The organism is Marinobacterium weihaiense (assembly GCF_019061305.1).
Lineage (GTDB): Bacteria > Pseudomonadota > Gammaproteobacteria > Pseudomonadales > Balneatricaceae > Marinobacterium > Marinobacterium weihaiense.
Map to the genome: position 1 here is coordinate 1 of NZ_JAHQZT010000031.1, position 23,264 is coordinate 23,264.

Consider the following 23,264-nt stretch of genomic DNA (forward strand, 5'->3'; position numbering starts at 1 on the left):
AACTGGCGGCGAAGCCAAATCGCTTGCCGATGCGCACAGCGCATGCAGGCGATCTCGACACGGAGACCTCCCATGTTTAATAAAATTTTGATCGCGAACCGTGGCGAGATCGCCTGCCGAGTCATTCAAACGGCACACCGCCTCGGTATCCGCTGTGTTGCAGTCTATTCAGAAGCCGATCGCCACGCCCGTCATGTCGCCATGGCCGATGAAGCCTTCCTGCTGGGTCCGGCGCCCAGTAGTGAAAGTTATCTCCGTGCCGACACGATCATCGAAGTGGCCAAGGCCAGCGGCGCTCAGGCGATCCACCCGGGTTACGGCTTCCTGTCCGAGAACACCGATTTCGCCAAGGCCTGTGAAGCCAACGACATCGTATTTATCGGCCCGCCCGCGTCTGCCATCGCCGCCATGGGCTCCAAGTCCGCTGCCAAGGCGATCATGCAGGATGCCGGTGTGCCCCTGGTACCAGGCTACCATGGCGATGATCAGTCTCTTGACCTGCTGCGTGCCGAAGCCGAGAAATGCGGTTTTCCCCTGCTGCTGAAGGCGGTCGCCGGTGGCGGCGGCAAGGGCATGCGTGTTGTTGAGCAGATGTCCGAATTCAACGAAGCCCTGGCTGCCGCCCAGCGTGAAGCCAAGAACGCCTTCGGCAACCCGGACATGCTGATCGAGAAGTATCTGACCCAGCCCCGTCACGTTGAAATTCAGGTATTCTGTGACAACTTCGGCAACGGCGTGTACCTGGCCGAGCGTGACTGCTCGGTCCAACGCCGCCATCAGAAGGTGCTGGAAGAAGCCCCGGCACCGGGCCTGAGCGATGAGACCCGCCAGGCGATGGGCGAAGCCGCGGTACGTGCCGCTCAGGCGATCGATTATGTCGGCGCCGGCACAGTCGAATTCCTCTACGACGTGGATGGCTCCTTCTACTTCATGGAGATGAACACCCGCCTGCAGGTGGAACACCCGGTCACCGAAATGATTACCGGACAGGATCTGGTCGAATGGCAGCTGCGGATCGCCGGTGGCGAGCCGCTGCCGCTGGCACAGGAACAGATTCGCCTGCGCGGCCATGCGCTGGAAGCGCGCATCTATGCAGAAGATCCGGACCATGACTTCCTGCCTGCGACCGGCCGCCTCCACTACCTGCGCACGCCCCAAGAAACCGCCCATGTGCGCGTGGATACCGGTGTGGTTGAAGGCGATGAAGTCAGCATCCACTATGACCCGATGATCGCCAAGCTGATCGTCTGGGACGATACTCGCGAGCGGGCCATCAACCGCATGGTGCAGGCGCTGGAGGAATACCGGATCAACGGGGTGAAAACCAATATCCGCTTCCTGCATGCACTGGCCGATTCGGCCCCCTTCCGCGATGAAGCGCTGGATACGGGATTCATCGGCAAGCATGAAGCCCTGCTATTCCCGGCGCCGAAACTGGACGAGCATCTGGGACTGGTCCTGAGCGCCTGCTTCTTCCTGCTCAACAACAAGGCGGAACAGACCTTGCCGGCCGACCCCTGGTCGCCGTTTGCCCGCCAGAACAGCTGGCGCCTGAACTCCTGCTATGCACGCCCCATGATCCTGCTAAGTGATGATGTACAACATTCGCTTAGCATTCTGGAACAGGATGACCGCTACGAGATCCGTGTCGGCGACAGCCGCTATGATGTCCAGGCCAGTCTGAGTGATGACTGCCTGCATGCCACCGTCAACGGCCACCGTTTCAGCATTTGCGGCCACCTGCATCAGGATCAGCTAGTGCTTTTCCATGAAGGGGAAACCTTCCACTGTGCACGCCATCGTGAACATTATGGCCTTGAAGATCAGGCCAGCGAAGGCGGCCTGCAGGCACCCATGAACGGCTCCGTGGTCGCGGTGCTGGTCAAGGCGGGAGACCGAGTGGAAGCAGGCCAGACACTGGTGATCATGGAGGCAATGAAAATGGAACACGCCATCAAGGCCCCGGCCGCTGGAACGGTCAGCGAAGTATTTTTCGCCGAGGGGGATCTGGTATCGGAAGGCGCCGAGCTGATCGCCGTAGAATTGGATAACGAGGAGGCCGCCTGATGGCTTTTCCGCAACAGGTTCGCATTGTCGAGGTCGGTCCCCGTGACGGCCTGCAGAACGAACCCGGGCCGATCATCCCCACGGAAATCAAGGTCGAGCTGATCAACCGCCTGTCAGCTGCCGGGATCCGTCATATCGAAGCGGCCAGCTTTGTGTCCCCAAAATGGGTACCGCAAATGGGCGATGCCGCCGCTGTCATGGCCGGCATCAAGCGCCACCCCGGTGTTACCTACTCGGCCCTGACCCCGAACGTGAAAGGCCTTGAGGGAGCCATGGCAGCCAATACTGAGGAGGTCGCAGTGTTTGCCGCCGCCTCCGAGGCCTTTTCGCAGAAGAACATCAACTGCAGCATCGCCGAAAGTCTGGCTCGGTTCGTGCCGCTCATCGAGCAGGCCCGAGCGGCCGACATCCGCGTGCGCGGCTATGTCTCCACCGTTCTGGGCTGCCCCTACCAGGGTGAGATCGATCCGGCTCAGGTGGCAGCTGTCAGCCGCGAGCTGATCGACATGGGCTGTCATGAAGTGTCACTGGGTGATACCACTGGGGCCGGCACGCCCTTGAAAGCTAAGCAGATGCTGGCTGAAGTGACCAAAGCGATACCCGTGCAGCAGCTCGCGGCTCACTTTCACGATACCTACGGCCAGGCGCTGGCCAACCTCTATGCCGTGCTGGAAGAAGGCATCGCGGTGATCGACAGCTCCACTGCTGGCCTCGGTGGCTGTCCCTATGCCAAAGGGGCCTCCGGCAATGTAGCCACGGAAGATGTGCTGTACCTGCTGCAGGGAATGAATATCGAAACCGGCATCGACCTGCAGGCCGTGGTGCAGACCGGACACTGGATCACCCGCGAACTGGGCCGTCACAACGGTTCCAAGGTCGCCCAGGCATGGGGAGAGTGCAGCCGCTGAACACCCGCCAGGCCACCAACGCGAATCACGATGCCGAATAACGATAACAAGGGGTATTGAAAAATGTCACAGCCTGACCACGTCACCGCTCTGGATCTACCGATTCCCGAGCGTCACCAGTTGCCCGAAGATGTGCAGAAATACTTCGGTAAATGCGACGAAAAACTGGGCATGGTACCGAATGTGCTCAAAGCCTACAGTCAGAACCTGGCCCAGTTCGAGGTGTTCACCCGCTTCTACAACGAACTGATGTTCGGCGATAGCGAACTGACGCCGCTGGAGCGAGAAATGATCGCTGTGGTGGTGTCGTCCAACAACCATTGCTATTACTGCCTGACAGCACATGGGGCCGCCGTGCGCGAATACTCGGAAGACCCGCAACTGGGCGAGCTGATGGTGATGAACTATCGCGTTGCCGAACTTGAGCCGCGCCAGCGTGCCATGCTCGACTTCGCCCATAAGCTGACCACCTCGCCGGCAGCAATCAACGAGGCCGATCGCCAGACCCTGCGTGATGCCGGCTTCAGCGAGCGCGGCATCTGGGATATCGCCAACATTGCCGGCTTCTACAACATGACCAACCGGGTGGCCAGCGCGGTCGACATGCAGCCGAACCCCGAGTACCACAGCCGCTTTCGTTGATCTCCCACCGTTTTTCATTTGACCGGATAACAACAAGAATCGGAGTCACAGAATGAGCAAAACGCTACCGAGCTACACCAGCAGCACCGCCGACAAGCCGTTGATCGGCATGACCATCGGCGACAAGTTCGACGAAATTGCCCAGCAATATCCGGACAATGACGCCCTGATTGTTCTGCATCAGGACATTCACTGGAGCTACCGCGAACTGCAACGACAGGTCAATCAATGTGCCCGTGCCCTGATGGCCCTGGGCGTTCAGAAGGGAGACCGTATCGGCATCTGGGCCCCCAACCGGGCCGAATGGACCCTGACCCAGTTCGCAACCGCCAAGATCGGCGCCATTCTCGTCAACATCAACCCGGCCTACCGCACCCATGAGCTGGAATACGCCTTGAACCAGTCCGGTGCCCGCTATCTGATCACCGCCGACCGCTTCAAGACGTCCGACTATCGCGCCATGCTCTATGAGTTGGCCCCCGAGCTGAAAGCCAGCGGCGAAGGCCGCTTGAAAGCGCAGAAACTGCCCGACCTCAAGTGCGTGATCAACCTGGATGACGACAAGCACGCCGGCATGTGGCGCTGGGTCGACATGATGGAGCAGGCCGACCGCGTCAGCGAGCAGGACATGGCTGATCTCCAGGCGACACTGCAGTTCGACGAGCCGATCAATATCCAGTACACCTCCGGCACCACCGGTTTCCCCAAGGGTGCGACGCTGTCGCACCACAACATCCTCAACAACGGCTTCTTCGTGGCCGAAAGCATGAGCTTTACCAGTGAAGACCGTCTGGTGATTCCGGTACCGCTGTATCACTGTTTCGGCATGGTGATGGGTAACCTGGGCTGTATCACCCACGGTGCCACGATGATCTACCCGGATGAAGGCTTCGAGCCAACCTCCGTGCTCAAGGCCGTGCATGCCCAGCAAGCCACGGCCCTTTACGGCGTACCGACCATGTTCATCGCCGAGCTGGATCACCCCGAGTTTGACCACTTTGACCTGTCCAGCCTGCGCACCGGCATCATGGCCGGTTCCATCTGCCCCACCGAGGTGATGAAGCAGGTGATCAATAAAATGCACATGTCCGAAGTGCAGATCGCCTACGGCATGACCGAGACCAGCCCGGTCTCCACCCAGACTGGTGCCGATGACAGCATCGACAAGCGGGTCTCGACTGTGGGCCGTACCCAGCCTCACCTGGAGTCCAAGATCGTTGATCCCGGTAGCGGCCAGATTCTGCCACGGGGTGAAATCGGTGAACTCTGCACCCGTGGTTACAGTGTGATGCTTAGATACTGGAACAACGAGGCGGCCACCCGGGATGCCATTGACGAAGCCGGCTGGATGCACACCGGCGACTTGGCCATCATGGATGACGAGGGCTACATCCAGATTGTCGGCCGCATCAAGGACATGGTGATCCGCGGCGGCGAGAACGTCTACCCGAAAGAGATCGAGGAGTTTCTCTACACCCATCCGGCGGTATCCGAGGTACAGGTCACCGGTGTACCGGACAAGAAATACGGTGAAGAGCTGATCGCCTGGATCAAGCTGCACCCGGATGCCGACGAGGTGACCGGTGATGACCTGCGTGAGTTCTGCAAGGGCAAGATCACCCACTTTAAAATTCCGCGCTACTTCAAGTTTGTCGATACCTTCCCGATGACGGTGACCGGCAAGATTCAGAAGTTTAAAATGCGGGAAATATCCATCGAGGAGCTGGGTCTGGACGATTGACCCGGCATTGCAAGGAGATCAGGCGCCCGCTCACAGGTTATATACATTCGACCTGCGAGTTGGCGCTTTTGCATATGACCATCAACCAGCATTACAACCAACAACTGGAGACTGATGCCGTTCTGGCACGTGTGCGCCAGCAGTACCCTCAAGGTGCCAGCCTCTATCAACTGGCACCGCTGGACCAGCTCCATATCGGCGGCATCAAGGCCTCCGAGCGACTGCTGCGTCACCTGGACCCTGAGCGCCATCGGCAAGTACTGGATATCGGTTCTGGCGCCGGTGGCTTGATGCGCCAGGCAGCCTTGGCCGGCATCAATATGATCGGGCTGGATATCACCCATGATTTGAACCGCCTGAACCAAGGCTTGAACGGTTGCCTGGAACAGCCGGTTACCACCCCCGTGCTCACCAGCGATGCGCATCACCTGCCATTCGCTGATAACAGCATCGACCTGATCCTGTTCCAGCACAGCCTGCTCAACATGCCGGACGATGTGCAGGTGCTGCAGGAGTGCCGCCGCGTGCTTAAACGCGATGGTCAGTTGCTGCTGCACGAAGTGGTTGAAGGCGAACACCCAGGCGCCATGCGCTTTCCTGTTCCCTGGGCAGACGATGCGAAACACTCCCACCTGCTGAGCCAGTCAGCGCTTGCTGCACGTTTGCAGGCTGCTGGTTTTGGCGCCATCGAGATGGATGACTGGAGTAACGAAGCCCTGACCTGGCGCCGACGTCAGCTGGAGAAGGAACAGGCTGACTCATCAGCCCCTGCACCGCTATCACCGGCCTTGATACTGGGGAACCGCTTCAAGGCCATGGGGCAAAATGTGGCGATTAACCTGGAGAAAGGCGCCATTCGCGTGCTTGAGTGTCTGACCACCCCCGCCTAACGCCTTTCGACTTGCTGATTGTGCCTTTCTCATCCACCCTAGAGACATTGAACGCTTCTGTTCCACGCTGTGACCGGAGGTATTTGTATGTCTCAAACCATCACCGTCTCCAATGAAGTTTATGCCGCCATCGTGGCACGCAGGCTACACAAGGATGAAACAGAGGACACCATTCTCAGCCGTATTCTGCTGACAGCCGGCGATGCCGAAGCCGTGCATGCCCATGCCAACCAGGATCCAGGGGACGCTAAGCTGATTCTGGACAGTGACATGGACCACGTGGCCGAGTAACGAAACGCTGACTCAAACGTCAGGGCCGCCTTAAGACAGCCCTGACGCTGAGTCAGTCAGCCAGTACCAGTTCGACTCGGCGGTTTTCGGAACGGCCGCTACCGGTTGTGTTACTCATCACCGGGCTCACGGGGCCCACACCAACCGGTTCCAAGCGTGCAGGAGCAAATCGTTGCCACCACCTCGGCCGATTCGGCTTTCAGACTGGCTTTAACCGTATCAAACAGTACCCCTTCCCGCTCGACTTTCCCGGTTTCCGCCAGAGCCTTGCTCATGCCGTCGAGATCAATGCTCGATACGAGCATCGTCCAATGATTTGATCTCGCCAATATCCAGAACGGCTTTGGTCGGAAAGCGGCCTCCACTGTACTGGGCAACCGCAAGCGTGACATAGGTTTTTTTACCCTGTACATCCGCCTTGCCAGACGAATAAAACGACTCCCGTGCAGGTTGGGCGCATACAGTCCCTTGTCACGCCCACGGCAGGCTGAGTTGCCGTACCAGTAGGGTTTGTTCACAAACTTGCCACCGCACTCATAAGTGGTGCGCAGGTCACCCAACTAATTGAAAATTAAGTGATTTATATTTTAATGCCAAAATAAATTTTATAAAGCTATCACTAAGTGAATAATAAGCGTACGATGATCTTGCTTGAGAGTAACACCTGCATTTATGCACCTTTTCGACGTCCTGCCTAAACGTATGTACCTCGTTCTGTTTTCATAAGTCCTTGTATTATTTAGAGCATTATTCGAACACGTTCAGCATTTTAGCTGCAGTGTTCAAACACTTTTTGAACGAGATTATTATTATGTCTACTACTACTGGCACCGTTAAATGGTTCAACGAAACTAAAGGCTTTGGCTTTATCGAGCAGAAAGGCGGTGGCCCGGATGTGTTCGCCCATTTTAGCGCGATTACCGGCTCCGGCTTTAAAAACCTGACTGAAGGCCAAGAAGTTCAGTTCACTGTTACTCAGGGCCAGAAAGGCCCTCAGGCTGAGAATATTTCCGCGATCTGAACCTCGATTTCAGTAAGCGATAAAAAACGGACCCTTGTGGTCCGTTTTTGCATTTAATAAGGTCTGGCTTTAGGAAAAAGCTCTCCTAAGGTACTTCTTTGCGTTGCGCGTTGGCTCTTTGCACTCAAAGCCCTTCCCCTGGTGAAGCGATCCGGTAACTGACCAGAGGCAGGCTCTGAATTGCCGCATTACACAGTTTGGCCCAAAGCGGATATTAACGCCGTGCTAAGGGGCCGAAAAAGCGTAGCTTTTGAGGTCCCAGTGAGCGTAGCAAACGAACTTGAGCACCTTGTTAAAGATTTTTAATACGCATTAAAACTCCCCAGTGCTAAGGAATTTTTTCACTAACAGGAGGGTCTCATTATTCTGATGAATATTAGCATGACCGAAGGGGACAATAACAAAATCATCCATGTCATTCGCTTTTACGGATATGACCTCTACTCGACCATCACTCTCTTTAGACATAAACAACCGCCCAATTACTCCATTGTTTTTGCAGCCAGCAATGACACCTATTTTAAATTTCTTGGGAGATTTGAACGATATATATCTCAAGCCAGTCTCAAGATCTTTAATTGGCTTAAATATAGCAGAGTAGAATGGAATGCCACTCGCTATCGACGCCAGCTTAGAGCCCCCGTGAGGAGTTGCTATAAAAACACATTTCCCGACATTGGTCTGCCCCACAAAATCAATAAAGGATCTTGTAATAAGCCCGCCCATGCTATGGGCCACATAATTAACCGTGTCAGCATTGTCAACAATCTCCTTAATCTGTAAATAAAGGGAGTTGCGACATTGCTCGAGACTGCAGAATGTAGTAGGAAGGCTTACTGCCAATACCTCAAAGCCAGCAGACTTCAGACCGGCTTCAACATAAGACATATCTGATTTGCTTTTGTTGAAGCCATGAACGAGAACAGTGATTTCTCTTTTCACAGACTATTTATTCCCTTATTGATAAGAGAAACCAAGTCAATATCTCGAAGCACTTCACCTGCATCAATCTTTTTGTCAATTTGAGGGACAACATTGTTTTTTAGATACTCCCAATCGAACTCTATTTCCTTGAAGTCATTAGAGTTAGCGATTTCCATTCTATTTTCACGCATGGTTATTCTATATTTGTACGGCCAAACAGGAACACCAACCTTATGCTCCTGCATTATAAAATGTTCATTCTGCTTGATATTACTCCACCAAAACAAACCACCTAATGTAGATATAGGTTTCCTAAAAGCCATTTCTTATCCCTCTTTTATAATATATATAAAAACATAAGCATTAACTAAATTATACGCAGAACCAGAATATTTCAACACACCTGCTCCCTTTAACGCCGCGCTAACCGGCCTCCGCAAGCCTTAGGCTTGCGGAGGTCCAGGCCACGCAGTGGCCGATGGTTGAGCGCTTTGTTAGCTGCTGTGACTTGATTTAATACCGCAACCACAAAATTCGGTTGACTTCTGATATTTTTTGTGTTCTTATTTATCAGGTATTTGATTTCTAATATGAGGTTCGATGTTATGGTATACAAAAATAGGGCCGGACAACCTCGTGAAAGGGCAATGGTAGCAGCTTATTCCTTGGTGACGAAATTTGGAGCAAAGCAGAAAGATGTTGCTGCTGTGCTCGGCTGCTCTCAAGCAACCGTTGCCAATTGGGTTAAGGAAGTGGGCTTTCAGCAACAAATTACGGGGTTGCAGCGCGAACTGGATGATGCGAACGAATATATAGAAGAGCTGCAGCATATGCTCCCGCCGCCAGAAGACGATTACATTGATGGCGATTACTTTCAAGAGGAGAATTACTGACAAAAATCAATGACTAGAGCAGATTACGTGACCGCCAAAACGCACACTCAACTGTCAGTTTAAGGGCCTCAATCATGAGCAAAAACCCAGAAATCCATGTATTTACAGATGAAACGCTCAAAGAACACAACCGACAAATAGCAGCCAAAGTACACCAAGCGACAGTCACAAGCACCGTTCGAAAGTTGAACAAAATGAACCCAGGGCAACTACTGAATGCCTCTAGAAATAACGGTAAAGATCTGTATTGGTCCCAAGAAAAGCTCGATAAAGTGCTTGCTCACATTGATAACGACTGACTATCACCTAGGCCCTTTAGCTTCTAGAGGGCTCCAAAAGCTAACATTATTAATACTGCGCATGCGTGTTTTGGCTCTCAGTCGAAGACTGGACAGTCGTTATAAGCACCTGAAGATAAAGGACAAATCGAGATATCACAGTCATTCTCTTCCGGTGAAAACGAGCATGCGCGTTTTGCAGCTTTGCCGTGCGCAGTATCCTGCAACGGCCAGTCCATAGTTTCCTGATACTGAACGATTTTCCCGCCTGTTACCAGTCACAAATGAGCACAGTCACGTAACAAAACAAGCACCCTAGGCTCGTGGCCTTCAATACACTGTATATAACCACAGAAACTTAAAGCCGCTTGTCCACAGGTCCTGTCGTGCCCGGAACTGCTGGCCGATTCCCGCTAGGGTCTGCTCCGTGCGCTGGGCAGCCCTAATGACCGGTATTGCGTGTGGCTAACGTGAGAATGCGGTATAGAAACCGCTGGTGTGTTCAGGTGTTGGTAGGTATGGGGCTTCATCAGGCGGCGATACCAAATACTTTACCTACCCCCGCCGTCAGCGCCATGGCCAGGCCTCCCCAAAAGACAACCCGGACGGCCCCGATCATCATCGATGCGCCACCGTCCCTTGCGGCAATGGCGCCCAGTATGGCGAGAAATACCAATGAGCACAGTGCGACCAACGTAATCAGATAACCGATGGGCACCCTCCAAGCCACCAACAACGGCAGTGCTGCACCGACAGTAAACGTGGTCGCTGGCGAGAGGGCCGCCTGAACGGGTTGAGCACCACCGTTGACCGAAATATATTCCCCTGCAGCCATCGACATGGCGCCCGCAACCAGGCCGGCTACACCGGCGACAATGATACTCTCATGGGTGGTGCTGGCAGCGGCAACACCGATGATGAGGCTGGCGGTCGAGACAATGCCGTCGTTCGCCCCAAGGACTGCTGCACGCAGCAAGCCAACCAACACGGTGCGATCGGTGAATCTACTCGTGACTCATGAATGTCTCCCTGGAAAGCGGACTGAACGGCGCGGTGCCGTTCAGAAAGTGTAGGTCAATGACTGAATATACCCCTGTCCACGAATCGGAGTACCGGCCCCTGCCGTCGTCAAGGGGGCAATGACAGCCGCCGGCTGATCGTCCATGTCCTCCACAGCGGCATCGACACGAATCTGGTAGCCGCTGTCGATCAGCGTCTCGTCCAGATTGACGCTGATCTGCAGGGTTTCGCCCCGGGTAATGCTGGCACCGGTCAATCCATCATATTCGGCCCGACTGCGCTGACTGCCGCGTGCCCAGTCGCTCAGATGCTTGTAGTATTTGCTTTTTTTACCGGCAACCCAGAGGGTTTGCTGATACACGCCCCTTGCGTCCGTGAGATAAATGGCCAGATAGGCACCATCGCCCCGGTACTGACTCAGTTGCGTGTCGATGGTGACCGCTTTGGCTTGAGCAACCGCAGGCAAGGTTACCAGGCTGGCCAACACCATCGCTGGCAGCCATGCTTTAAGGGCGTTCCGACGTTTCAGGCCGTGCATTTTTAATATCCTCATTACCTGAATTCAAAGCGTTCCTGATGAAAGCGCAGCGAGACAGCCGAGTCGTTCAGTCCACTGCGAAGCGCTGCTGCCAATCCCTGAGGCCCACAGAACCAGAGATCCACTTTGGTCGCCTGGATTCGTAACCCGTCAGCTGTCAGGCGCTGTCCCTGTCCGCTGTCATGGATCTGCAGGCTGACGTCCGGCAACTGACCTACCCGCGCATGCAGGTGCTCCACATTGGGGTCATTAACCGCACTGTGCGTGCAGTAGTGCAAGGTCACCGGCTGATAGTGCTGATCCCTGTTGGCCAAGCGGTTTTCCAGGGCGGCGAGAAACGGGGTAATGCCGACGCCGCCGGCCACCCAGACCTGCTGGGCGCCAGGTCGGTTTTTCTCGGGATTGAAACAGCCATAAGGTCCTTCAACCGTGACGGCATGCCCGGTATGCAATCGACGTGGCAGGGTACGGGTATAGTCGCCCAGTGCCTTGATGTGAAAACCGAGCTGACCATTCTTCCGACCTGCCGTTGTCAGGGTGAACGGGTGCGCCCCTTCGGCCCGGTCGAATGTCACCAGTGCAAACTGCCCGGCACGATGCCCAGGCCAGTGCCGCCCCATGTCACAGACGACCTCCAGAGTGGTGTCGGATAGCTCTCGTACAGACGTCACCACACCTTTCCAGCGATGGCTGTTGCCGATGAGCCCGGCCAGCGACTGCAGGCTGGCGATACTGCCGGCGCCGATCAGCAGCGCCATCAGCCAGCCGGTCGGCTGCTGCCACCAACTCAGCGGTGCCAACAGCAGCGAGTGGGCCGCCAGGCTTAGATAGATCAGCGGCATGATGCGGTGCAGGTAGCGCCAGAAACGATAGGGGACCCAGCGAATCAGGGTGATGGCCACAAGGGCCAGCAGCAGATACAGACCGGGCTCTCCCCAGTCCTCAAACATTCCCTGCAGACTGTCGAGCAGGCCGGAAAAGTCAGCCTCGCGCAGGCTTCGATCCTTGCCGAACACCGCTTTTAAGGCGTCATCGCCCATCTCAACCAGCCAGTGTGTCAGGGCAAAAACGGCGCCTAGAATGCCGGTCCATTTGTGTACGTGATACTGCTTGTCCAGACCGCCCAAGCTCATTTCCAACCATTGCGGACGCATGGCCAGAAGCATGGTGATAGACATGAAGTTGATGGCCAAAAAGCCACTGAGGGTTAGAAAGTGTTCATAACTGAGGCTCCATTGCCAGACACCTAGCTGAACGGCCAGCAGAGCAAGGAGACTCAGGATCAGATTTCGATTGGGCATACAGAAAATCCTCCAGATGTGGAGTCATTCTGTACTGCTCAGGCTTATATCAACCTTAAAAACAGAGGGCTTTCAGACGCGCCAAAACTAAAAAGCCCCGCGCGGCTCAACACCGGCGGGGCCGTGTAGACATCAGTCAGACGATCAAATATCGATCACGTCGAACTGCACATCCGGGTTCACGTCGGCTTCGTAGTCAACGCCATCGATGCCGAAACCGAACAGCTTCAGGAACTCGTCCTTGTACAGCTGGTAGTCGGTCACGTTGAACAGGTTGTCGCTGGTCACCTGCGGCCAGAGGTCGCGGCAGGCTTTCTGCACGTCATCGCGCAGTTCCCAGTCGTCCATGCGGAAACGGTTGCCTTCGTCCATCTCAGCAGTGGACCCGTACAGGCCGGTGCTGAACAGGCGGTGTACCTGTTCCATGCAGCCTTCGTGGATACCCTGCTCGCGCATCACCTTGAATACCATGGACAGGTACAGCGGCATCACCGGAATGGCGGAGCTGGCCTGAGTCACCACGGACTTCAGTACCGCCACGTTGGCCTGACCCTGGTGAGCGCCGGACAGCTTGGTGTTCAGCTCGCCTGCAGCTCGGTCCAGATCCTGCTTGGCCTTGCCCAGGGCGCCGTGCCAGTAGATCGGCCAGGTGATGTCGGTACCGATGTAGCTGTAGGCGACGGTCTTGCAGCCATCAGCCAGCACGCCGGCGTCTTCCAGCGCGTTGATCCAGAGCTCCCAATCTTCGCCGCCCATGACGGTAACGGTGTTGGCCACCTCTTCTTCCGTCGCCGGTTCGATCTCGGCTTCGGTGATCACGTCCTTGTTGGTGTCGATGGCAGTCGAACGGTAGGGCTCACCGATCGGCTTGAGTGCAGAGCGAACAACTTCGCCGCTGTCCGGCATTTTACGTACCGGAGAGGCCAGTGAGTAAACCACCAGATCGATCTGACCCAGGTCTTCCTTGATCAGCTCGATGGTTTTCTGTTTGGCTTCATGAGAGAAGGCATCGCCGTTCAGGCTCTTGGCGTACAGGCCCGCTTCCTTGGCACACTTGTCGAAGGCAGCAGAGTTGTACCAGCCGGCGGTGCCCGGCTTGCGCTCGGTGCCCGGCTTTTCAAAGAAGACACCGATGGTGGCGGCATCGCTGCCGAAAGCAGCGGCAATGCGTGAAGACAGACCGTAACCACTGGATGCGCCGATCACCAGCACACGCTTGGGGCCGTTTTCAATCTTGCCCTGTGCCTGAGTGTAAGCGATCTGCTCACGGACATTAGCTTCACAGCCAACCGGATGAGTGGTGGTGCAGATGAAGCCACGAATTTTCGGTTTGATAATCATATTCGATTCGGTGCCGTTGTTTTGGAAACAGAAAGTGTAAACGAATGTGTCTGTTACAAAAGAGGGCTTAAGATACCGTATTTACCGGACGGACAACAGCTTCAGTCTACGGCGGTGCCGGGCCGACGACCTGCCGCGCCATACAGGAACAGCTCAACGGCCTGATCAACGGCGCGGTTGCGTTCAGTCATCGTCACTGCCATGCCCAGCATCGCGCGCATCTGGAAATTGCCCTTCACCATTTCCAGAAACTGAAACGCCGCCAACTCGGTGTCACCGATTTGCATCCGCCCGTGCTCAACCTGCTGCTGTAAAAAGCGGCTCAGTGTCTCATTCAGACGTTTGGGCCCCTGGGCGTAAAACATCGCCTGAATCTGATCGCGCTCACTGCTGCAATCGGTCATGACCAGACGGTACAGCCCCACCGCTTCGGGGCTCAACACCCGCTCCAGCAGCAGATGACCAAAGCGCTTGAGCACCGCTTCCGGGCAGTCGTCATGGCCGGCCGAACACTCGGCTGCCTCAAACGCCGAAAACACCCGGTTCGAGGTTTGTGTCATCATCGCTTCAAACAGGCCAAGCTTGTTGCCGAACAGCCGATACAGAGTACTCAGCGACCCCCCGGCACGGCGCATGATGTCGTTGATGCTGGCATTGTCATAGCCCTGTTCCAGAAACACTTCTCGGGCCGCTTCCAAAATGCGGCGCTGGCGCTCCAGCCCTTTTGGCGTCAGGCCACAGGGTTTTGCATTTGCTTGCTCTTGCACGGTATCCATCAGGTCTAACAGGTTTAAAGGGTGTCATTATATCAGGCTTGCAAGGGCCATGCGGAACCATCTGCACACTTGAATCCTGCACTGCTTCATATTAATGTAATGACAATTACATTTTAAAAGCCGCCTGCTTGCCTTTCGGTACTCTGCCATGACAACACACACGCGCCACATACCCGGGCTGATCCTGATGCTGGCAGGCCTGACCGCACTGGGCCCGCTATCAACGGATGCCTACTTGCCCGCCATGCCGGCCATCGCCGATAGTCTGGACGCCTCGATTCATGACGTGGAGCTGTCGGTCAGCCTGTTTCTGGCCGGCTTTGCCAGCGGCCAGATCACCGGTGGCCCTTTCTCGGATCGTTATGGCCGTCGGCGGGCCATTTTTACCGGCCTGACCCTGTTTTTTCTCGGCTCACTGGCAGCTCTACTGTCCGGCACGATACTGACACTCTGGTTTGCGCGCATGCTGCAGGGCTTTGGTGGCGGCATGAGCGTTGTCAACTCGGCAGCGGTGATTCGTGATCGCCACTCCGGCCGGGACAGCGCTCAGGCCATGAGTCGTATGGCGAGCATTCTGATGGTAGCGCCCCTGCTTGCCCCAGTCCTGGGAACAGCGCTGCTGGCCGTTGCCGACTGGCGCAGCATCTTCGTGTTCCTGGCCGCGTATGCGCTGCTGATGATTCTTATCCTGGGTCTGCGTCTGCCGGAGACCCGACGGCACCAGCCCGGCCCTCGCCCCAACCCGCTGCGCAGCTACTGGGCGGTACTGAGTCACCGTAGCGCTCTGGGGTATCTGTTTTCGGTGGCCTTCAGCTATGCCGGGCTGTTTGCTTTCATTACCGGCTCGCCGGGCAGTTATATTCACTATTACGGCGCATCACCGGCGCTGTATACCCTGCTGTTCGGCCTTAATATCGTCACGCTGCTGGCGTGCAACCGTCTCAACATTCGTCTGCTACACCGTTTCACCTCCCAGCAGCTACTGCAACGGGCACAGCGTTTTCAGCTGCTGATGGCCAGCGCGCTGCTGTTGGTCTTCGTGCTGACACCGGCGCCACTGTGGCTGGTCGTGGCGCTGATCATGCTGTATATCGGCGTGCAGGGCTTCATCATTTCCAATGGCATGGCGGGCACCAGTGAGTTTTTCCCGCACTCCGCCGCCACCGCGACGGCTCTGCTCGGTGCCTGCGGCTTTGCCGGAGGCGCACTCTCGGGCGCACTGGTCGGTCTACTGGGAGACGGCACTCCGCTGCCTATGCTGGCCGTCATGTTCGGCACCTGTCTGCTGGGCAACCTGCTGGGCACCTGGTTGCTGCCAAGACGCGCCGGCGACATGGCTGCAGAGGCCGAACCGGTCAGAGCGCCTTCTCGAAAGTGAACCGCATGGCATCGGTGTTGCCATGACTGTCTACCACGCTCAGGTGATAAAAACCGCTGCGTGACAGCTTCAGGGTAAAAAAGGCTCCCTCGCGTTCACTTTCCAGCGGCTCGCCATTGAGATACCAGTTCAGCCGGCCCTGGCTACCATGAACCTGCAGATCCACTTCCAATACCCGGCGCCCCGGCGGCAATTGTATGCGGCTGCCGTTTTCAATGCCGGTGATGCGGATGGGCACCTCGGTGCCGTTCAGACGTGTACAGCTGTCCGCAGGACCGGGAAGACGCTGCTGACGCTGCCATTGCGGCTTGAGCCAGGGCTCGGCCTGCACCGGCCATATCGCGATCTGCCGCATGGACAGGTGCTGACCCGGCGCGCGGCACCCCGGCGCCCGCGCGCGCCCGGTCGCATCCACCCAGACTCGCCTCAGCAGGGGCTCGGCCTCAGCGGTTGGCGCCTGCGCCAGGGTGGACGGTGCGGTATTGTCCAGCAGCCACGCCTGGTGCTGCTGCAAACAGTTGCCGTTGCGGTTGTGTGGGTGGTCAAGCCGCGTTCCCAGAGGCCAGCACACAGTCTCCCGGCTGACGCTCTCAGGCCGCGGCAGGGGCACGCCGGTTTCGCCCAGCAACGCATGTACCTGAAACAGCAAGGGCGCAGCAGTTCGCCGGCCATGGCGGCCCGGGCTAGGGCTGCCGTCCGGTCGCCCGACCCAAACCCCGATGGTCCATTCCGGCGACACGCCTATCGCCCAGGCATCCCGATAGCCATAGCTGGTACCCGTCTTCCAGCCCAGCACCCAAGAGGATTCACCGACCTGTCCCAAGGCACGCCAAGGGTTCTGTGCCAGGATGCGCCAGCTGATCCAGGCAGCGCCCGGGCTCATCAGCCAGCGATCCTGATCCGGGTCGCCAGGTCGCAGACGCACATCCCCTGCCAGACCACCTCGGGCAAATGCGGTATAACGCCCCACCAGAGACTCCAGCGTGGTCCCCACCGCGCCCAGCACCACCGCGCTGCTGGGATCCGTCACCCCCGGCCCCTGCATCGCCAGCCCGCTGTTGTGCAGTCCAGCCACCAGGCGCTCGGCCCCCAGGTGTTCCACCAATTGCACCACCGGCAGATTCAACGAGCGCTGTAGCGCATCCGTCACGGTCACCGGACCGGCAAAACCGCCGGTAAAGTTGTGCGGACGATACCGCAAGCCATAGCGCGGCGTATCCAGCAGCATTGAATGGGAATGGATCAGCCCCCGATCCAACGCCATGGCATAGGCAAAGGGTTTCAATGCCGAACCGGGCGATCGGATGGCGCGAGTCATGTCCACATGCCCCTGGCTGAGCCGATCACCGAAGCGAGCCGCCCCCACATAACCGCGCACGGCCCGGTCCCGATTGCGCACCACCATCACCGCCAGCGACTGGTGCTCGTTCATGCCACGGGTGTAGCGACCGACCAGGTGCTGCAACCGGCGCTGAAGGCTGGCATCGATCAGGGTGGGAATGTCTCGGCATTGCAGGCATGCCTGCTGCAACCGGCGAGCCAGCAAGGGCGCCAGCAGCGGCGGCTGTGGCGGCAGCGCCGCCACCGGCTCGCGCAGGGCCGCCTCGACGCGCGTTTCGGACCACAGCCCCAGCGCGTGCATGCGTCGCAGCACCTTGTCGCGGGCCTGGCGTGCCCGCTGCGGGTAACGGTCCGGCCGCCAGTCGCTGGGCCGCTGGGGCAACACCACCAGAAGCGCCGCCTCCGCATCGCTGAGCCGACCAGCAGGCTTGCCGAAGTAATGTTGTGATGCCGCTTCCACCCCGGACAACATGCCGCCGAATGGTGCCAGATTGTAATACAGCGTCAGGATCTCCGCCTTGCTGTAGTGCCATTCCAGCTGCAACGCACGCAATGCCTGACGCAGTTTGCCCACGAGCGTGCGCGGATAAGGGTCAAGCAGCCCAGCCACCTGCATGCTCAGGGTCGAACCGCCGGATACCACTTCCCCCGCCCGTGCGTTCTGCCAGGCAGCACGCACGATAGCCAGTGGGTTGATGCCCGGATGGTAGAAGAAACCGCGATCTTCGTATGCCAGCAGTACCTCGGTGTAGACCGGCGCCACCTGCTCCGGTCGGATCGAATAGCGCCAAGTCTGATCGGGTGCAGCAAAGGCCCGCAGCAGTTCGCCGTCGGCAGCCAGCACCCTCACGGCTGCCGCAGGCGGCTGGGGCAGCGGGAAAGCACGATCCAGGACACCCGCCAGCACCAGCAGCAACACGATGCCAACCAGTGGCACGGAGTAGCGGCGCTTCATGCCGCTTTACTGTGCCTTGATGGTCAGCATGCCACTGTCATCGCCCAGGTGACGAATGTCGGGCCGGTACATGGATTCGGCAAACGTCGGCGGCACGCGATAGCGGCCGGGCGTGACCGCACGGGCCAGATAGAAGATCCGTGCCCGACGACGTTCCAGATTCAGCGCCGCCACATAACGGTCATCTCGAAACTCCTGATGACGGATATCCGACAGCGCCATCAGGTCGACCAATCGATGCTCGCCGATCTGCAGCTCGCCCAGCTCCAAGCTGTGGGCCAGATTCTGGTTTTCTAGCTCCAGACCAGCCGGCAGCAGATCCACCACCAGCGCATCCCGCAGCGGCTCATCGCTGCTGACCCGCAGCTCAACCACGGCCTGCTGGCCGGTGGTCAGCGTGCTGATATCCAGAGGTTTGCCGTCGGCATCGTAATAATGACGCTCGACCGTCAGGCCCTGGCTGAAGGATGCCGGTGGCTGATCGGTATAGCCCTGCAGACGCAGATTGACCCAGGCTTGATCCTCGCCCTCGTTGCGGATATTCAGGCCTTCCAGCAGTGACTGTCCGGTCAACTGCAGGCGATGCTGCTGACCCTGCAGCTGCTCTTCCAGGGCACCGGACAGCGCCAGTTCAAGCGCATTGCCACTACGCCCCGACAGGGCCTGCCCCGCCAGGAACAGAGCGTTGCGTTCCTGAGTGCTGAACCAGGTACGGCGGCTCATGTCCGCCTGCAGGTGCTCCAGCAGTGGCAGCCAAGTCGTCTCCGGCTGGTCGTTCTCCAGCAGCCAGAACAGTGCCAACGCACGATCCCGCAATGAACTGCCGTAATCCGTAATGGTGAAGTCGCTCTTGTTCAGTCCCAGCAAACCACGCTGCAGCGCACGTTCGGCACGCGGTCCATCCCCGGCCTGCTGCAGGGCCAATCCCAGCTGCACCAACGCCAGCGGTGTGGCTTCACCGGCCTGATGATCCAGCAAAGTACGCATTTCAGCCAGAGGGGCCTGCCCGGCACGGGCCAGGACCTGAGCGGCATAGGCGCGCACGGCGACCCGTGAACGACCGTCATGCAACAGTTCGCCGTTGATGCGGCTGGGGTTGCGCAAGTAACGCCCTACCTGCTCCAGAGCCTGTTTCAAGCCGGGCTCCGATACGGCATACCCCGCTTCACGGGCGCGCAGCAGAAAATCAGTAATGTATACCGTCAGCCAGGGTTCTTCCGGGCTGTCCTTGCTCCACAGGCCAAAGCTGCCATTGTGGCGCTGCATGCCGAACAGGCGTCGAATGGCCAGCTCCACAGACCCCTTACGCGCCGCCGCATCCTCATCGGCCAGCCCCAAAGCGGTCAGCACATCGGCACTGACATACAATTGTGCAAACACGCCGCTGGTGGTTTGCTCGGCACAGCCATAGGGATAGGCACGCAGCTCACTGAAATGTCGCGCCAGGTTGAATGGCGGTCGACTGGCCAGGCTAAGCTGGGCGTTCAGGGTTGAGGGCACCAGCCCCTGCAAGGCCTGCCCCTGCAGTCTGAAAACATCACCAGGGGCAAGGGGTTGCTGCCAGTTCAAAGACTGGGCCGGCCAGGCCGGTCGCACGCCCAGTGTCCAGCGGCGATTGATATCCGCTTCACCCTTGATGCCACTGACCTTGAGCGTCAGCGGCACCGCACCGTATTGCGATCCGGCACGGGCGTGCACGCTCAGCTTGGTTCGCGCACCGGCAGCCAGCTCGACGCGAGGCTGCCAGAGGCCTGCGTGCCCATCAAGGCGCATCCCTGCCTCGGCCTCCAGCGTCACCTGCAGAGTCTGGGCCTGTTCAGTGCGGTTGTGCAGCTCCAGTGTCAGTCGCGTTTCATCACCCGGCGCCAGGAAGCGCGGGCGGTTCAGTTCAGCCACCACCGGCGCCACCACTGTCAACTCCTGATCGGCAGCTCCAAAACTGTCATCCGAAAAAGCCACCGCCATCAGCCGCATCTTGCCGTTAAACGCAGGCAGTTCCAGCGGAATGCTGGCCGAGCCATCGGCACCGACCGTCAGGGCACCAGAGAACAGCGACAGGATCTGCACGTCGGTGGGCGGCTGGGCACCGCCGCGACTCAGATCGGCGTCACCGCCATAGCGCAAACGTGCCATTTCGCCATCCTCGGCATCAATCAGATCACCGTAGTTGTCGCGTACCTCGACCGGGTAGGCACCCGGTTCAAAGAACCAGTTCAGCGGGTCGGGCGTCTGGAAATCGGTAATCGACAGCACCCCCACATCCACGGCCGCCAGCGTCACCCGTACCCGGTCCGGCAGCGCCTGACCGTTGCCACGCTCGACCTGAATCGGTACTTCGATAGTCTGTTCGGGACGCACCTGGGCTGGCAGTTCGCCGAAGCTGATCTCCAGCGCCTGATCGTCGCTGGACAGCGGCACCGGTTCAATACCGAGCATGCGCATCGGCAATTCACCCGTCTCGGCGTCACCGGCCTTGAGCAGCAAAACACTCAGAAACAGGTTCTGCTGCAGCCATTCCGGCTTCAGCGTCAGAGACAACGTTTTGCCCTCGGCCGGTATCTCGATGGGCTCGCGGTGCAGGGGACGATCGGACTCCAGCAGCAGATATCCCTTGCCGGCCGCCGGTGGACGTACCTGAACCTTCAGAATATCGCCGGCCGCGTAGGTCTGCTGATTGAGACTCAACCCGATACGGTCGGGACGTCCGGCCATCAGCTGCGAGTCCGGGTCCCAACCGGCCTGGAAGGCGTAGGCGGAGACCAGCCCCGTGCTCGGGTCCTTGATTTCGACACGGTAATGGCCCCACTCCACCGGAAACTCGATTTCCGTGCGTGTATCGGCAGACACGTCCAGTTCACGCTGCTCCACGGTGTAATGACGCTCGGTGAAATGACTCTGCCAGCCTTCGGCATCGCTCCAGCTCCAGTGATAGTCACGGCGTTCGCGGACCAGACTGACCTGCATGCCCTCGGCGGACAGGCGCTTTTCGCCATCGGTCAGGACCAGCTCGAAACCGGCACTGCTTTCATAATCGACCTGATCATCGGTAAACAGAGGACGAATCCCGGCCAAGCGATCGGCGGGCAACACGATGGAGCTGGCTCGACGGCTGACCGGACGCCCACCGGCATCCAGCAGGCTGGCAAACGCCTGCAAGCGCAGGGGACTGGTCAGCTCCTGCCAGTAGCTTTCAACCTCGATGACGCCGCGGCCATTGTCATCCAGACGAATTTCCGCCAGATCTTCACGTCGCTCCAGTGCGGTATCACGCGGACTGCCGAACCAGAAATCCTTGAACTTTTCATAGGGATGAGCCTCCAGCCGCGCCAGCAGCTGGGTCTGCAGCCGGTTGTCCGCTGCCGGGGCGCCATAGAGGTAGTCCCCCTGGACCGCCACCTGCCAGTCGGTCTTCGGCGCCAAGGTACCGGGCGCATCCAGCGCAAGCGACATACGTTCCGGCAGGAAGGTCTCAACCTGTACCGCATACTCATGCTGGCTGCCATCCGGCAGGCTCAACTGCCAGCGCCACTCGCCAGTGGGCGCGTCCTTGGGCAGTGGCAGTCGGGTTTCGTAGTAGTTCAGTTCACGGGGTTCCAGGTTCTGGCTGGCCACCACGCGGCCATCCGGCTGGATCAGTGCAGCCTCGACGGGGATGCCCGGCACCGGCTCGCCCTTGGACGAACGCAGGAGCGCACTGAATATCAGGGTTTCACCCGGCCGATACAGGTCGCGCGGGCTGTAGATGAACAACTCCTGAGGCGTGCGCTGACGGCCATCCACCGGGAATTCGGCTAAATCCAGCCCCGGCCCGTTCAGTCGCAACAGCGATGTTTCCGGCCCTTTCTGCAACAACAGCAGCGGTGCGGCCGTCAGCGCACCCGGCTTCAGCTGGTCCGCCATGAACGCGGCACGTCCAGCACGGTCCGTTGCGGCATCGGCCAGCAGATGGCCCTGCTCATCCAGCAGGGTCAGCTTCACACCGGCCAACGGATCGGCACCGGACAGCGTATTGACCTGTACCTGCAGACGATCCTTGTAGAGCCGCACCTGGGCACCCAGGTCGGTCACGGCAAACCAGGTGGCCGGATAGCGGTAGCTGATGTCCCCCGCTTCACGCATCACAGCCAGATAGACGCCACTGGTATTCAACGCATCCACGTCCTGCACCGGCAGGTAACGGGTAGCACGGGTATTGTCGTCCAGTTCCAGATCAAAACGGCCCGACCAGGCCAGTTCTACCTTGTCCAGATAGCGTTCGGCATCCCAGCTGCTCAACTGGGTCGCATTGCCGAAGCGCGACAGGAAATCGACCAGCTGCCCCTGAGGGATGCGGTAGAAATCCACATCCACCTGATCCACGTTGACCGCCATAACCGGCAGCCCTTGGCGTAAGCGATGTGCGAGCAGATTGCCGCGACCGGCAAAACCGAGCGCCGACTGCAACGCCGGGGTCTCGATCACCACGCTGGAGAGGTTGGCCAGCACATTGCCGTTGGCCGCTCTCAGGCCAGGCCGCACGCGCACGCGATAGCTCTGTTCCGGCTCCAGCCCGGTAAAGTAAAGCACCTTGCCACGCGTGTCCGCGACCCAGGCCCCTTTCACCAGCTCACCGGTATCGGTTTCGATCATCAACCAGGCGTCAAAGGGACGGTCGACCGCGACCGGCGTCGACAGTGTCACCGCCGCCGCCTGGCGCCCCTGCCAGGTCTGTACGCTGATATCCTGCACCCGCAGTGGCACCGAGGCCGACGGGTTGCGGCTGACACGGTCACTGGCGGCTTCCTGCTCGACCGGTGTCTGGGCAACCGGCGGCGAAGCCGCTTCATTGGGGTCATCAGAACAGCCGGTCAGCAGAGCGCCAACCAGCAAGGGCAGGGTAAATAGACGGTGTTTAAACGCAGGCATGACCCACTCCATTGCCGGGGCAGTGTACGGCCAGCCGGTAACTGGCCGTCAGCA

General features: G+C 58.4%; 20 protein-coding genes. 10 read left to right on the forward strand and 10 right to left on the reverse strand.

The window, feature by feature from the left end; all coding sequences use genetic code 11:
* Positions 1-72: 72 nt before the first annotated feature.
* The 6 genes from KTN04_RS15020 to KTN04_RS15045 all read left to right on the forward strand — a co-directional run bounded on the left by KTN04_RS15020 (position 73) and on the right by KTN04_RS15045 (position 6,539).
* Entirely contained in the window at positions 73-2,067 is a 1,995-nt protein-coding gene (locus KTN04_RS15020) for an acetyl/propionyl/methylcrotonyl-CoA carboxylase subunit alpha (RefSeq protein WP_217336055.1), read from the forward strand.
* Positions 2,067-2,975 carry a hydroxymethylglutaryl-CoA lyase gene (locus KTN04_RS15025; RefSeq protein WP_217336056.1) on the forward strand — a complete coding sequence of 303 codons (909 nt, stop codon included), beginning with the start codon at positions 2,067-2,069 and terminating at the stop codon, positions 2,973-2,975. Before KTN04_RS15020 ends, KTN04_RS15025 begins: the two co-directional genes overlap by 1 nt.
* A 63-nt stretch (positions 2,976-3,038) precedes the next feature.
* Positions 3,039-3,617 (forward strand): peroxidase-related enzyme, encoded by a 579-nt coding sequence (locus tag KTN04_RS15030; RefSeq protein WP_217336057.1) that lies wholly within the window; start codon positions 3,039-3,041, stop codon positions 3,615-3,617.
* A 52-nt stretch (positions 3,618-3,669) separates the two neighbouring features.
* On the forward strand, positions 3,670-5,358 hold the full coding sequence (locus tag KTN04_RS15035; RefSeq protein ID WP_217336058.1) for an AMP-binding protein: 1,689 nt from the start codon (positions 3,670-3,672) through the stop codon (positions 5,356-5,358).
* A 74-nt stretch (positions 5,359-5,432) separates the two neighbouring features.
* On the forward strand, positions 5,433-6,248 hold the full coding sequence (locus KTN04_RS15040) for a class I SAM-dependent methyltransferase (RefSeq protein ID WP_217336059.1): 816 nt from the start codon (positions 5,433-5,435) through the stop codon (positions 6,246-6,248).
* A gap of 87 nt (positions 6,249-6,335) precedes the next feature.
* Positions 6,336-6,539 (forward strand): hypothetical protein, encoded by a 204-nt coding sequence (locus KTN04_RS15045; protein WP_217336060.1) that lies wholly within the window; start codon positions 6,336-6,338, stop codon positions 6,537-6,539.
* A 110-nt stretch (positions 6,540-6,649) separates the two neighbouring features.
* Here the strand turns inward: KTN04_RS15045 and KTN04_RS15050 are convergent, their stop codons facing one another.
* The gene (locus tag KTN04_RS15050; RefSeq protein WP_217336061.1) at positions 6,650-6,844 is read right to left on the reverse strand and encodes a hypothetical protein; all 195 of its coding nucleotides are present in this window, start codon (positions 6,842-6,844) and stop codon (positions 6,650-6,652) included.
* Positions 6,845-7,350: 506 nt separating this feature from the next.
* Between KTN04_RS15050 and KTN04_RS15055 the strand changes: the two genes are divergently transcribed.
* A complete protein-coding gene (locus KTN04_RS15055; RefSeq protein ID WP_010321946.1) occupies positions 7,351-7,560 on the forward strand; it encodes a cold-shock protein in 210 nt (69 codons plus the stop codon).
* A gap of 312 nt (positions 7,561-7,872) precedes the next feature.
* Here KTN04_RS15055 and KTN04_RS15060 read toward each other — a convergent pair whose 3' ends face one another.
* Both KTN04_RS15060 and KTN04_RS15065 read right to left on the reverse strand, forming a co-directional pair.
* The gene (locus KTN04_RS15060; protein WP_217336062.1) at positions 7,873-8,502 is read right to left on the reverse strand and encodes an alpha/beta hydrolase; all 630 of its coding nucleotides are present in this window, start codon (positions 8,500-8,502) and stop codon (positions 7,873-7,875) included.
* On the reverse strand, positions 8,499-8,807 hold the full coding sequence (locus tag KTN04_RS15065; protein WP_217336063.1) for a hypothetical protein: 309 nt from the start codon (positions 8,805-8,807) through the stop codon (positions 8,499-8,501). The genes KTN04_RS15060 and KTN04_RS15065 overlap by 4 nt, the downstream gene beginning before the upstream one ends.
* 324 nt (positions 8,808-9,131) lie before the next feature.
* On the opposite strand from KTN04_RS15065, the gene KTN04_RS15070 reads away from it, so the two are divergent.
* Both KTN04_RS15070 and KTN04_RS15075 read left to right on the forward strand, forming a co-directional pair.
* The gene (locus KTN04_RS15070) at positions 9,132-9,377 is read left to right on the forward strand and encodes a helix-turn-helix domain-containing protein (RefSeq protein WP_217336064.1); all 246 of its coding nucleotides are present in this window, start codon (positions 9,132-9,134) and stop codon (positions 9,375-9,377) included.
* Positions 9,378-9,451: 74 nt separating this feature from the next.
* Positions 9,452-9,676: a hypothetical protein gene (locus KTN04_RS15075; protein ID WP_217336065.1), complete on the forward strand. Its 225-nt coding sequence runs from the start codon at positions 9,452-9,454 to the stop codon at positions 9,674-9,676.
* 508 nt (positions 9,677-10,184) lie between these two features.
* Here the strand turns inward: KTN04_RS15075 and KTN04_RS15080 are convergent.
* From KTN04_RS15080 to KTN04_RS15100, 5 genes are all read right to left on the reverse strand, one after another.
* The gene (locus tag KTN04_RS15080; RefSeq protein WP_217336066.1) at positions 10,185-10,643 is read right to left on the reverse strand and encodes a VIT1/CCC1 transporter family protein; all 459 of its coding nucleotides are present in this window, start codon (positions 10,641-10,643) and stop codon (positions 10,185-10,187) included.
* A gap of 72 nt (positions 10,644-10,715) precedes the next feature.
* Complete coding sequence (locus tag KTN04_RS15085) at positions 10,716-11,213, reverse strand: DUF2271 domain-containing protein (protein WP_254262596.1); 498 nt, start codon at positions 11,211-11,213, stop codon at positions 10,716-10,718.
* 14 nt (positions 11,214-11,227) lie between these two features.
* Complete coding sequence (locus KTN04_RS15090; protein WP_217336067.1) at positions 11,228-12,514, reverse strand: ferredoxin reductase family protein; 1,287 nt, start codon at positions 12,512-12,514, stop codon at positions 11,228-11,230.
* A 144-nt stretch (positions 12,515-12,658) separates the two neighbouring features.
* The gene (gene fabV / locus KTN04_RS15095) at positions 12,659-13,855 is read right to left on the reverse strand and encodes an enoyl-ACP reductase FabV (protein WP_217336068.1); all 1,197 of its coding nucleotides are present in this window, start codon (positions 13,853-13,855) and stop codon (positions 12,659-12,661) included.
* Positions 13,856-13,956: 101 nt separating this feature from the next.
* Positions 13,957-14,631, reverse strand: a complete 675-nt coding sequence (locus KTN04_RS15100; RefSeq protein ID WP_217336069.1) for a TetR/AcrR family transcriptional regulator — start codon at positions 14,629-14,631, stop codon at positions 13,957-13,959.
* 148 nt (positions 14,632-14,779) lie between these two features.
* Here KTN04_RS15100 and KTN04_RS15105 point away from each other — a divergent pair, with 148 nt between their 5' ends.
* Complete coding sequence (locus KTN04_RS15105) at positions 14,780-16,009, forward strand: multidrug effflux MFS transporter (protein ID WP_217336070.1); 1,230 nt, start codon at positions 14,780-14,782, stop codon at positions 16,007-16,009.
* Here KTN04_RS15105 and pbpC read toward each other — a convergent pair.
* Together pbpC and KTN04_RS15115 are read right to left on the reverse strand one after the other, a co-directional pair.
* Positions 15,987-18,305, reverse strand: coding sequence for a penicillin-binding protein 1C (gene pbpC / locus KTN04_RS15110; protein ID WP_217336071.1), 2,319 nt, complete (start codon positions 18,303-18,305; stop codon positions 15,987-15,989). The two genes, KTN04_RS15105 and pbpC, sit on opposite strands and share 23 nt — an antisense overlap.
* A gap of 6 nt (positions 18,306-18,311) precedes the next feature.
* Positions 18,312-23,210, reverse strand: a complete 4,899-nt coding sequence (locus KTN04_RS15115; RefSeq protein WP_217336072.1) for an alpha-2-macroglobulin family protein — start codon at positions 23,208-23,210, stop codon at positions 18,312-18,314.
* Positions 23,211-23,264: the final 54 nt, after the last annotated feature.

Bases quoted from the DNA above. Each gene is read 5' to 3' on its own strand.
- KTN04_RS15055 (WP_010321946.1), top strand. From the start codon at position 7,351: ATGTCTACTACTACTGGCACCGTTAAATGGTTCAACGAAACTAAAGGC.
- KTN04_RS15075 (WP_217336065.1), top strand. From the start codon at position 9,452: ATGAGCAAAAACCCAGAAATCCATGTATTTACAGATGAAACGCTCAAA.
- KTN04_RS15105 (WP_217336070.1), top strand. From the start codon at position 14,780: ATGACAACACACACGCGCCACATACCCGGGCTGATCCTGATGCTGGCA.
- KTN04_RS15045 (WP_217336060.1), top strand. From the start codon at position 6,336: ATGTCTCAAACCATCACCGTCTCCAATGAAGTTTATGCCGCCATCGTG.
- pbpC (WP_217336071.1), bottom strand. From the start codon at position 18,305: ATGAAGCGCCGCTACTCCGTGCCACTGGTTGGCATCGTGTTGCTGCTG.
- KTN04_RS15035 (WP_217336058.1), top strand. From the start codon at position 3,670: ATGAGCAAAACGCTACCGAGCTACACCAGCAGCACCGCCGACAAGCCG.
- KTN04_RS15020 (WP_217336055.1), top strand. From the start codon at position 73: ATGTTTAATAAAATTTTGATCGCGAACCGTGGCGAGATCGCCTGCCGA.
- KTN04_RS15065 (WP_217336063.1), bottom strand. From the start codon at position 8,807: ATGGCTTTTAGGAAACCTATATCTACATTAGGTGGTTTGTTTTGGTGG.
- KTN04_RS15040 (WP_217336059.1), top strand. From the start codon at position 5,433: ATGACCATCAACCAGCATTACAACCAACAACTGGAGACTGATGCCGTT.
- KTN04_RS15085 (WP_254262596.1), bottom strand. From the start codon at position 11,213: ATGCACGGCCTGAAACGTCGGAACGCCCTTAAAGCATGGCTGCCAGCG.
- KTN04_RS15030 (WP_217336057.1), top strand. From the start codon at position 3,039: ATGTCACAGCCTGACCACGTCACCGCTCTGGATCTACCGATTCCCGAG.
- fabV (WP_217336068.1), bottom strand. From the start codon at position 13,855: ATGATTATCAAACCGAAAATTCGTGGCTTCATCTGCACCACCACTCAT.
- KTN04_RS15070 (WP_217336064.1), top strand. From the start codon at position 9,132: ATGGTAGCAGCTTATTCCTTGGTGACGAAATTTGGAGCAAAGCAGAAA.
- KTN04_RS15050 (WP_217336061.1), bottom strand. From the start codon at position 6,844: ATGCTCGTATCGAGCATTGATCTCGACGGCATGAGCAAGGCTCTGGCG.
- KTN04_RS15090 (WP_217336067.1), bottom strand. From the start codon at position 12,514: ATGCCCAATCGAAATCTGATCCTGAGTCTCCTTGCTCTGCTGGCCGTT.
- KTN04_RS15025 (WP_217336056.1), top strand. From the start codon at position 2,067: ATGGCTTTTCCGCAACAGGTTCGCATTGTCGAGGTCGGTCCCCGTGAC.
- KTN04_RS15115 (WP_217336072.1), bottom strand. From the start codon at position 23,210: ATGCCTGCGTTTAAACACCGTCTATTTACCCTGCCCTTGCTGGTTGGC.
- KTN04_RS15100 (WP_217336069.1), bottom strand. From the start codon at position 14,631: ATGGATACCGTGCAAGAGCAAGCAAATGCAAAACCCTGTGGCCTGACG.